Genomic DNA, 9,469 nt, shown 5'->3' on the forward strand with positions numbered 1-9,469 from the left:
CATCCCCAACGGCACCTACTTCCTGGGCTGGCCACAGAACGAGATGGCCGAGGCGGCACCGGCCTGACCCGGCTCAGGTCCTTACCGTAAATCTCCGCACGGATGCTGCCGGCGGGCCTAATGATGACCCCGGCCGAAATTACGCCCGCTTCGTACCAGGATCGGTAAGACGCTAGATCGCGGTCAAGATTTCCATCCTTAGCATTCCACTCAACATCTAAAACAACGCGGCCTTTAAAATTATCGACTAAGGCTCTTGATGGGATCCGGGGTGATGGACCCAGGCCTGGGTAGCGGGACGGAACAGCCTCTGTGATGGTGGGCGGGGCCGGGGGGAACCGACCGGCCCAAGGAGCCGCTGGCATCATGACCGCACCGGATCTGGTCAACCTTTCGGCGCTGATCGACGACGCCAAGTGCTTCGCCCTGGTGCGCCAGCATCGCTGGCCGGAAGGGGTGCGCTGTCCCGCTTGTGGTGGGACCAGTGTGGTCCGGGACGGGTGTGACGACAGGCAGGTTCACCGGCAGCGTTACCGCTGCAAGGGTTGCGCGGGGCGCTTCGACGACCTCACCGGCACGGTGCTGGCCGGGCATCACCAGCCGCTACGGGTGTGGGTGCTGTGCCTGTACTTCATGGGGCTGAACCTCTCCAATCGGCAGATCGCCCAGGAGCTGGGCCTCAATGGATCTGACGTGCAGGCCATGACCGAGCAACTGCGCCGCGGCCTGGTCGCCAAGGCTGCTCCCGTGCAGCTGGGCGGCGGGGTGGAGATCGATGAGGTCTACGTCGTGGCCGGGCACAAGGGCCAACCCGCGGCGGTGGCCAAAAGGGGCGGCTTGGGCGCTGCCGCAGACTGGCGGGAGCGCCGGGCCGCGGCACGCTGGAGAAGGACAAGCCGCCGATCCTCGGCCTGATCCAGCGTGGTGGTCAGGTCGTCATGCGCATGCTGGCCAATGTGCAGCAGAAGACGATCCAGCCGATCATCGAGGCAGCGGTCGCCAAGGGTGCCCGCATCCACACCGACGAGTACGACATCTATGCCCGCCTGCCAGCCTGGGGTTATCGGCACGAGGCGGTCTGCCATGCACGTGGCGAGTACGCGCGCGACGAGGACGGCGACGGCTTCTGCGAGATCCACGTCAACACGATGGAGGGGACGTGGTCCTTGCTGCGCTCCTGGCTCCGCCCGCACCGGGGCATCTCACAGGAGAAGCTGCCACTATACCTCGGCTTCTTTAAGTTTGTGCACAACGCCCGGCGCCGCGGCAAAGCCCTCCTGGGCGCCCTCGTCGCGGCACTGGTGACATGACATGCGGACCATCACCCCGGATCCCACAAAGAACCATCCGCGAAGGCATCTTCTGCGAGGGCTCCCCGCACCGCAGCAGCGGTGGGAACCGGGGAACGAAAGTCTCTGGGGCGCTGCGCCTCGCCGAGGAAGTGCACCCGAATTCGAACCGTCGCCAATGGCCGGGGCTGTTGCGAGCAAGGGGCGTCTTGTGAGGGTGGTCTGACGGTCGCGTGTTGATCAGTCCTGCGCCCTGTCGCCGTGAACCGAGCAAACCTATAGTGCCCGCGCATCCACGCGCGCCCTGGCCGCAGGCCTTATCAGGACACTCGCCTTGACTGAAGCCGCAACTGGAACACGCAGGAGTTGCGCCGCGACGCATGCGCGCGATGTTGCCGACGTCATGGCCGAACTGGCCTCCTCCCCGCAGGGGCTGACCAGCGAGGAGGCGAAGCGGCGGCTTCTGCAACACGGCCCCAACGCGCTGCCGACTGGCACGCGGCGCCACCCCTTCCTGCGTTTCCTGGCACAGTTCAACAACGCCCTAATCTACTTCATGTTGGTCGGGGCTCTCGCGGCCGCCATGCTCGGGCACCTGGTTGACAGTGGCGTGATCCTCGCCGTCGTGCTGGTCAATGCAATCGTGGGCTTCCTCCAGGAGGGTAAGGCGGAAAATGCCCTTGCGGCGATCCGCGACCTGATCGCCCCCAAGGCGCATGTCCTGCGGGATGGCCAGCGCATCAGCGTGCCGATGGCGGAACTCGTGCCTGGCGATATCGTGCTGATCGAGGCCGGCGACCGCGTGCCCGCAGACCTCCGCCTCCTGCGGGCCCGCAGCCTGCGGATCGACGAGGCGATCCTGACCGGCGAATCCGTCGCCTCGACCAAGCGCGCCGAGCCCTCGGCCGACGCCGCCGCGCTAGGCGACCAGCACGGCATGGCCTTCTCGGGGACGCTGGTTGCGACGGGGCAAGGCACCGGGGTGGTCGTCGCCACGGGCCTCGGGACCGAGATCGGCCGGATCAGCGAGTTGCTCGGCAGCGTCGAGGAGCTGACGACGCCACTGCTGCGCCAGATCAACCGCTTCGGCCGGCGCTTCACCTGGTTCGCCTTCGTGGGTGCGGCGGCCCTGTTCGCCTTTGCCGTCGGCCTGCGCGACTTCGCCTGGGACGATGCGCTGATCGCCGTCGTCGCGCTGGCGGTCAGCCTCGTGCCCGAGGGATTGCCGGCCGTCATCACCATCACGCTGGCCATCGGCGTCCAGCGCATGGCCGCGCGCAACGCCGTGATCCGACGGCTGCCGGCGGTGGAGACGCTGGGCGCGGTCTCGGTCATCTGTTCCGACAAGACGGGCACGCTAACGCGCAACGAGATGACGGCACGGCGGGTCGTTACCTCGGAGGAGACGCTACTGGTTCAGGGCGCCGGCTATGACCCGGCCGAGCATCGTCTCTTCGCGGATGGCGGATCGGAGGGCCATGCCACCACGCTTTCGCTGATCCGGGCCGGGCTGCTGTGCAACGACGCAAGGCTGCACCGCGATGACACGGCCTGGCACGTCGAAGGCGACCCAATGGAAGGGGCGCTGGTCACGCTGGCCATGAAGGCGGCGTTCGACTCCGGTGAGACGCGCGCCGAATGGCCGCGCCTGGACGAGATCCCCTTCGATGCCGCGCACCGCTTCATGGCAACGCTGCACCACATGCCGATGGCCGAAAAGGTTGTGCTGGTGAAGGGTGCGCCGGAGGCAATTCTCGCCATGTGCGACCGCCAGGAAGCCAGGGGCGGCAGCGCACCCCTCGATGCTGGCTACTGGTCGGAGCGCATCGCCGAGGCCGCCGGCGAGGGCGAGCGCGTGCTGGGCTTTGCCATGCGCCCCATGCCCGGTGACGCGCAGGGCGTGGATTTCGCCGATGTCGAGCGGGGCCTGGTCTTCCTCGGCATCATCGGCTTCATCGATCCGCCGCGCGATGAGGCGATCCGTGCCATCGCCAAGTGTCGTTCCGCCGGCATCGCCGTGCGCATGATCACGGGCGACCACGCGGCCACCGCCCAGACCATCGCACGCCAGCTCGGCCTCGGCGAGGATGCGGCGGTGCTGACGGGGCAGGATCTCGACCGGCTGCCACTCGACGGCTTCGCCGCCGCCGTGCGCGAGACGGTGGTGTTTGCGCGCACGAGCCCCGAGCACAAGCTGCGCATCGTGGAAGCCTTGCAGGCCGAGGGGCGCGTCGTCGCCATGACGGGCGACGGGGTGAACGATGCTCCATCGCTCAAGCGGGCCGATGTCGGCATCGCGATGGGCATCAAGGGCACTGAGGCAGCGAAGGAGGCCTCCGAAATGGTGCTGATGGATGACAACTTCGCCTCCATCGTCGCCGCCGTGCACGAAGGGCGCACGGTGCATGACAACATCCGCAAGGTCGTCGGCTGGACACTTCCCACCAATGGCGGCGAGGCGCTAACGGTGATCATGGCGATCTTCTTCAACTTCGCCATGCCGATGTCGCCGGTGCAGATCCTGTGGGTGAACCTGATCCTGGCCGGCACCCTCGGCCTGGCGCTGGCCTTCGAGCCGTCCGAACCGGGCGTCATGCGCCGCCAACCGCGCCGGCCCGATGCGGGGCTGCTGACTCCCTTCATCCTGTGGCGCATCATCGTCGTTTCGCTATTCTTTGCCGGCATTTCGCTCGGCGTCTTCTTCTGGGCGCTCGGCCACGGGCGGGATCTGGAAACCGCGCGCACCATGGTGGTGAACATGCTGGTGGTGCTGGAGATTTTCTACCTCTTCAGCGTGCGCTACCTGCACATGACGTCCTTCACCTACACCGGCGCTAAGGGCACGACACCGGTGCTGATCGCGCTGGCCGTTGTCATCCTCGGGCAGCTGGCCTTCACCTACCTGCCTGTGATGAACGCCATCTTCGGGTCAAGCCCGCTGACACTTGCGGACGGCACCCTGATCCTGGCCATCGGAGCGGCCAGTTTCGTGCTGCTGGAAGTCGAGAAGCACTTCCTGCGCGACCGGTTCCGGGCCGAATAACCTTGGAGCGTAACTCGGTTTGCCCGATGGTCATTCCCTTGTAGAAGGGGATCATGGTGGAGATGTCGCCTGCCATCGGTCCGTTGCTGCTCGGGCTCGGCCTCGCCGCGCTGCTCGGCGCTGCGGCCCGGGTGGCCCGATTGCCTCCCCTGGTCGGCTACGTCCTCGCTGGCCTCCTGGTCGGACCACATACCCCGGGCCCGGTGCTCGACGCCGTGCTCGCCGCGGAGGCGATCCTCATCGGCGCAGCGCTCGTTCTGTTCTGGTGCGGGCTTGGCGAGGCGCCGGTCGCGATCGGCCGGCTGCGTGGACTGGCGGTGGCCGGCGCGGTCGGCCAGACGATCGGGCTCAGTGCCCTGGGCTGGAGTTTCGGCCGGCTCGCCGGATGGGATGATGCCGCGGGGCTGGCTCTCGGCCTCGCCGTGGCGGCGCCGGGCGTCATCCTCGCACCGCGTATGCTGGCGTCGGTCGGCCTCTCCGGACTTCTGACCGGCGGCGTACTCGCCGGCTGGCTGGTGGCCAGTGGCTTGATAGTGGTGGTCGCCATGACCGGCCTCTGGGCCGCGGCGCCGGAGGCGGAAGGCGGGGCTGCCGGTTCCGGCCGTGCGATGCTGTTGTCGGTGCTCGGCGGCGCCGCCATGGCCGGGGGTGCCGTCACCCTCGGTAGGTGGGTCCTGCCCGGCCTGCTGGTGGGCACGACGCGTCTCGGTTCGCCAGAACTCGTCGCTCTCCTGCCGCCCCTCGTGGCGCTCGGGATCATGCTGGCCGGCGCCATGCTGGTCGGCATGCCACCGACCCTCGGCGCCTTCGTTGGTGGGCTGGCTTTTGCCGCCTCGGCCGCGGGCTGGGGGGCGGTCCGCTGGACTGCGTCGCTGCGTGGCGTCTTCGTGGCGCTGTTCATCGTGCCGGTCGCGGCGCTGTTTGATCCCGGCTCGCTGCATGGCGGCGGGGTTCAGGTCGTCGTGGTGCTGATCCTGGTTCTGGTTGCCCGGCCGACCCTCGCCTGGGCAGCTGCTCGCGCGGTTGGGTGCGCGGGGCAGCGGGCGCGGCTGCTGGCCGCTGGCGCTGGCCAAGCGGGCGAAGTCTCGCTGGTGATCGCGGCACTTGCCGTCACGGGCGGCCTCCTGCCGGCAGAGGTCCGGGACATGGTGTTGCTGTCGGTGGTTGCCTCCACGGTGCTCTGGGGGCTGCTGCTCGGCCGCGTCGCCGGGGCGGATCCCGTCGAGGCAGGTCGCGGCTGACGCCTGCGCCCCACCGCGGCGTGCAGATCACCCGGGTGCGGCCGGTCCGTCGATGTAGCGCACCACCAAGTCGCGGAGAGTGACGATGCCGATCAGGCGCCGTCCCTCCACCACCAGCGCATGCGTCAGGCCGAGGCGGTGCATCAGGCGGATCGCGTACTTCACATCCATCTCCGCATCCAGGCGCGGCGCAGGCTTCACCATCACCTCGTAGAGGTGGGTGCGCGACGGGACGCGGTTGCTGTTCACCACCTCGCGCGCGATGTCGGCCACCAGGACGAGGCCGTACTCATCCCGCTCGTTGCGCCGCTCCACGACCAGCGAGCTGATGTTGCGGTCGCGCATGATGATCAGCGCGTCGCTCACGGTGGTCAGGCCGTCCATGACGATGGCCTCGGGGGTCATCGCCTCGCGCACCGGCAGGTGGTACTGCGTGCCGCTCACAGCTTGTCCTCCACCCGCTTTGCCAGGAAGCGGATCTGCGCCTCGAGCCCTACTGCGTCCTCGATCGCGATCTGGAAGGCGATGCCGGAGCCGGGCTCGGCATCGAAGCGGCCGGCGGTGGCGATCGCCTCCAGGATGCCGCGCGCCAGGTGCTCCTCCACCACCAGCAGCACGATGTCGCGCTGGCTGGCCAGGTCCAGGCCGAAGAAGGTCTTTTTCGGCTTGAGACCCTCGCCGCGCGCGCTGGGGAGGGTGGTCGCCCCGGTCGCCCCGGCCTCGCGCGCCGCCTTCAACACGGCATCGAGCCGGTCATCCTCAACCAGAACGAGTAGTAGCTTGAACCGCATCGGTTCCTCCCGGGCCACGGTCCCGCGGCCCCCGCTCCAGCGCCGCCGCATAGGCGAGCACGCTGGCGACCGGGGACAGCAGGGCGAATAGGATGACGCCAAAGCCATCGGTCAAGGGATCACGTCCCGGGATGACGGTGGCGACGCCGACGGCGAAGGCGGCGACCATCGGCACGGTGACCACGGAGGTCGCGAAGCCCCCGCAGTCGAAGGCGAGCGGCACGACCTGACGCGGGGCGATCGCGACCAGGGCGGCGATGAGGCCGACCAGCCCGGCCACGGCCCAGGGCAGCGGCAGGCCGGCGACGATCCGGAGCGTCCCCAGCAGCAGGCCGAGGGACACCCCGGCCGCGACGGCGAGGCGCAGCGCCAGCGGCCGGAGCGTGCCGCCGGTGAGCGTGCCGACGCGGTCCGCGATCGCGGTCAGCGCCGGCTCGACCATCGTAGTCGCGAATCCGAGCGAGGCAGCGAAGAGGTAGAGCCAAAGGAAGCGGTGCCACACCACCTCGCCATCGGGAGAGGCGGCAAGGCTGGGCGCCGTCAGCCGCTCCGACAGGTCGGCCCCGATCGGCAGGAGCGACCATTCCAGCCCGAGGCGGAACAGCGCCAGGCCGAGCACCACATAGGCCACACCGATCAACACCCTCGGCAGCTGCGGCGGGCGGCGGCATAGCACGAAGGCCTGGAACACGCCGACCACCAGCGCCACGGGGGCGGCGTCCAGCAGCGTGGCCAGCAGGGCATGCAACAGGTCGTGCGCGAAGGCGGGCATCAGCCCATCACCAGCGCGCCGAGCAGCACGACGAGCATCGGCATCAGGCTCGCCAGCGCCACCACGCCGAAGCCGTCGGCGAGCGGCCGCCGGCCGTGGATCACCGAGGCGAGGCCGATGCCGAGTGCCGCGATGAGCGGGATGTTGATGGCCGAGGTCGCCGCCGCCCCGGCGTCGAAGGCCACACCCAGGAGAGGCGTGTCGCGCAGCAGGGCGAGGGTCGCGGCGAGGCCGTAGCCCCCCAGCAGGAACCACCAAGCGGGCCAGCCCAGGATGATGCGGAGGCACCCGAGCACCACCGCGACCCCGACCGCGGCAGAGGCGGCGTAGCGGAGCGCGAGCGCGGTCCGGGTCGCGGCCTCCTCCCCGCCTTCGACGAGGCCCGCCTCCGCTGCCGCCGTGCCGGCCTGCATGGCGACTGCGAGCAGGGCCGGCTCCGCGACGGTGCTACCGAAGCCGATCGCAAAGGCGAAGCTGAGGAGCAAAATCAGATTGCCACGACGCGCGAAGGTGTCGGCCAGACCTTCCCCCAGGGGGAACAGGCTCATGGAAAGGCCGCGCACGAAGAAGGTGAGGCCGAGCACCACCAGCACGGCCCCAGCCAGCTTCGTGCCGATCTCCGGCGGCGGCGCGCGCAGCACGACGGCGTAGAAGAAACCGACCACCAGGAGCAGTGGGGCGAGGTCGCGCAGGTTCTCGAGTAGCACCCGGATCAGCCCGGGCAGGCGGTCCATGCCGTCGATCCCTCCCCCCTACATCGGGCACCGGCCGCGGCCTTGCCCATCGGTGCCTGCCTCTACTACATGCATGACAGAATGTTAACCAAGGAGGCGACGATGCGGTTGCTCTGCGCGACCGACCTGTCCTCCCGCTCGGACCGTGCAATGCGCCGCGCGGCCGCGCTGGCTCGGGAGGCCGAGGGGAAGCTGGTGCTGCTCTCGGCGGTGGACGACGACCAGCCCGAGGGGCTTGTTGCGAGCGAGCGGCGCGAGGTCACAATGCTCCTCTCCGAGCAGGCCCGCGCCATGCCTGAGATGCAGGGCCTGAAGCCTCGCATGCGGGTCGAGGCCGGCGATGCCTTCGACATGATCATCCGCGTCGCGGCTGAGGAGGCGGTGGACCTCATCGTGCTGGGCGAGCACCGCAAGCGCCTGCTGCTCGACATGTTCATCGGCACGACGATTGAACGCGTGATGCGTCGGGGGCGCTGGCCGGTGCTGATGGTGAACCGCCCCGCCGAGCGGCTCTATCGGCGCGTGCTGGTCGCCATGGACATGTCGGAGCCCTCTGCGCAGGCGCTGTGCGCGGCGATCCGGCTCGGCTTCGCCGGGCGCGGCGAGTTGACCGTGTTCCATGCCTTCCAGCAGCCGGGCCGGGGCAGCATGATGCTGGCGGATCTCTCTGCGGAGGCGATCGCGGAGCATGTGGCGGCGACGGCCACGCAGACGCGCGCAGAACTCGGTAGATACCTGAGGGGGCTCGACCTCGGCCTTGAATCGCAACTGCCGCCCATCGCGCTGGAAGAGGGCGCGCCGGCAGAAGCTCTCCGGCGCGCGGTGGATCGGCTGTCACCCGATCTCGTGGTGATCGGAACCCGGGGTTACGGAGCGATCGGGCGGCTGGTGCTCGGCAGCGTCGCCGAGGAGGCGCTCCGGACCCTCGACTGCGACGTGCTGGCGGTGCCGCCACAGGCGGCATGATGGCGGAGCTGCCACAATACCGACGGTTCCACCTCTGACCGAATAGGATCGGGGCCACGCAGAGGAGGCGTCGAGGCCGGTCTCGGTATGGCCGTCCGACCTGAACATGATCTGGGAACTGGCGTAGCGGACCAGCCTACTGGACTTGGGGATGCGCCTTGTCCTAACGAATGATCCTACATGCCACCGCCGCCTGAATGCGTTCGCCTATGTCGTGACGCTGGTCTGGTGCCGCTACGACGGTGCGTTCTCCCGCGGCCGGTGGAGTGCCGTCACGTTCGAGGCCGTCATCTGGTACATCGCCGCGGTCGGCTTCGAACGGATGCTGGTAGTGCCGCTGGGCGATCCTTCGGTGCCCACCTACTAAGCAGGCCATCAAATACGTAACTCTCGCAGCCTACGCTGCGTAGCGGACGGTGGTGGCTTGGAAGAAGGCGCGGACCTTGGCGGGTCGGCGTTGCAGCCCTCGCATGTAGGAGGTCAGGCCAGCTTTGAGCCCGGCCTTGTCCCTGGGTGTTGATTGCCACTGAGAGCTGACCCGGGATTGCCATGAGGATTTGACCCGGGTTGTGGCTGGAAGTTCGGGGTTTTCGGCTTCTGTCAGGTGGGTTGTGGCCTCCTTTCGTGCTTGGC

12 protein-coding genes are annotated in these 9,469 nt (G+C 68.7%); 6 read left to right on the plus strand and 6 right to left on the minus strand.

What is annotated here, in order from left to right; all coding sequences use genetic code 11:
- Positions 1-368 (minus strand): BglII/BstYI family type II restriction endonuclease (locus LHA35_RS29135; protein WP_408902419.1); only part of this gene is annotated, 368 nt, incomplete at its 3' end.
- Here LHA35_RS29135 and LHA35_RS26820 point away from each other — a divergent pair.
- The 4 genes from LHA35_RS26820 (at position 367) to LHA35_RS26835 (ending at position 5,573) form a co-directional block, all read left to right on the plus strand.
- On the plus strand, positions 367-915 hold the full coding sequence (locus LHA35_RS26820) for a transposase (RefSeq protein WP_226614162.1): 549 nt from the start codon (positions 367-369) through the stop codon (positions 913-915). The two genes, LHA35_RS29135 and LHA35_RS26820, sit on opposite strands and share 2 nt — an antisense overlap.
- Entirely contained in the window at positions 882-1,310 is a 429-nt protein-coding gene (locus LHA35_RS26825; protein ID WP_264185827.1) for an IS1595 family transposase, read from the plus strand. Before LHA35_RS26820 ends, LHA35_RS26825 begins: the two co-directional genes overlap by 34 nt.
- Before the next feature lie 313 nt (positions 1,311-1,623).
- The gene (locus LHA35_RS26830) at positions 1,624-4,332 is read left to right on the plus strand and encodes a cation-transporting P-type ATPase (protein ID WP_226614164.1); all 2,709 of its coding nucleotides are present in this window, start codon (positions 1,624-1,626) and stop codon (positions 4,330-4,332) included.
- Positions 4,333-4,415: 83 nt separating this feature from the next.
- On the plus strand, positions 4,416-5,573 hold the full coding sequence (locus LHA35_RS26835; protein WP_226614166.1) for a cation:proton antiporter domain-containing protein: 1,158 nt from the start codon (positions 4,416-4,418) through the stop codon (positions 5,571-5,573).
- Positions 5,574-5,600: 27 nt separating this feature from the next.
- Here the strand turns inward: LHA35_RS26835 and LHA35_RS26840 are convergent, their stop codons facing one another.
- Genes LHA35_RS26840 through LHA35_RS26855 form a run of 4 tightly spaced genes read right to left on the minus strand, consistent with a single transcriptional unit; the run spans position 5,601 to position 7,870 of the window.
- Positions 5,601-6,017, minus strand: coding sequence for a CBS domain-containing protein (locus LHA35_RS26840; protein WP_226614173.1), 417 nt, complete (start codon positions 6,015-6,017; stop codon positions 5,601-5,603).
- The gene (locus LHA35_RS26845; protein ID WP_226614174.1) at positions 6,014-6,364 is read right to left on the minus strand and encodes a P-II family nitrogen regulator; all 351 of its coding nucleotides are present in this window, start codon (positions 6,362-6,364) and stop codon (positions 6,014-6,016) included. The genes LHA35_RS26840 and LHA35_RS26845 overlap by 4 nt, the downstream gene beginning before the upstream one ends.
- The gene (locus tag LHA35_RS26850) at positions 6,333-7,136 is read right to left on the minus strand and encodes a DUF1538 domain-containing protein (RefSeq protein WP_226614175.1); all 804 of its coding nucleotides are present in this window, start codon (positions 7,134-7,136) and stop codon (positions 6,333-6,335) included. Before LHA35_RS26850 ends, LHA35_RS26845 begins: the two co-directional genes overlap by 32 nt.
- Positions 7,136-7,870, minus strand: a complete 735-nt coding sequence (locus tag LHA35_RS26855; RefSeq protein ID WP_226614176.1) for a DUF1538 domain-containing protein — start codon at positions 7,868-7,870, stop codon at positions 7,136-7,138. Before LHA35_RS26855 ends, LHA35_RS26850 begins: the two co-directional genes overlap by 1 nt.
- A gap of 81 nt (positions 7,871-7,951) precedes the next feature.
- Between LHA35_RS26855 and LHA35_RS26860 the strand changes: the two genes are divergently transcribed.
- Entirely contained in the window at positions 7,952-8,836 is an 885-nt protein-coding gene (locus LHA35_RS26860) for a universal stress protein (RefSeq protein WP_226614178.1), read from the plus strand.
- Between the two features lie 214 nt (positions 8,837-9,050).
- Complete coding sequence (locus LHA35_RS26865) at positions 9,051-9,203, plus strand: hypothetical protein (RefSeq protein WP_226614180.1); 153 nt, start codon at positions 9,051-9,053, stop codon at positions 9,201-9,203.
- Between the two features lie 30 nt (positions 9,204-9,233).
- On the opposite strand, the gene LHA35_RS26870 is transcribed toward LHA35_RS26865, so the two are convergent.
- Positions 9,234-9,469, minus strand: a 236-nt coding sequence (locus LHA35_RS26870; RefSeq protein ID WP_226614181.1) for a hypothetical protein, incomplete at its 5' end; no start/stop codon positions are given.

Source organism: Roseicella aerolata (assembly GCF_020523605.1).
In the GTDB taxonomy this organism is placed as follows: domain Bacteria; phylum Pseudomonadota; class Alphaproteobacteria; order Acetobacterales; family Acetobacteraceae; genus Paracraurococcus; species Paracraurococcus aerolatus.

Excerpts from the sequence above, each read along its gene's own strand:
- LHA35_RS26820 (WP_226614162.1), top strand. The coding sequence starts at position 367 with ATGACCGCACCGGATCTGGTCAACCTTTCGGCGCTGATCGACGACGCC.
- LHA35_RS26845 (WP_226614174.1), bottom strand. The coding sequence starts at position 6,364 with ATGCGGTTCAAGCTACTACTCGTTCTGGTTGAGGATGACCGGCTCGAT.
- LHA35_RS26860 (WP_226614178.1), top strand. The coding sequence starts at position 7,952 with ATGTTAACCAAGGAGGCGACGATGCGGTTGCTCTGCGCGACCGACCTG.
- LHA35_RS26855 (WP_226614176.1), bottom strand. The coding sequence starts at position 7,870 with ATGGACCGCCTGCCCGGGCTGATCCGGGTGCTACTCGAGAACCTGCGC.
- LHA35_RS26850 (WP_226614175.1), bottom strand. The coding sequence starts at position 7,136 with ATGCCCGCCTTCGCGCACGACCTGTTGCATGCCCTGCTGGCCACGCTG.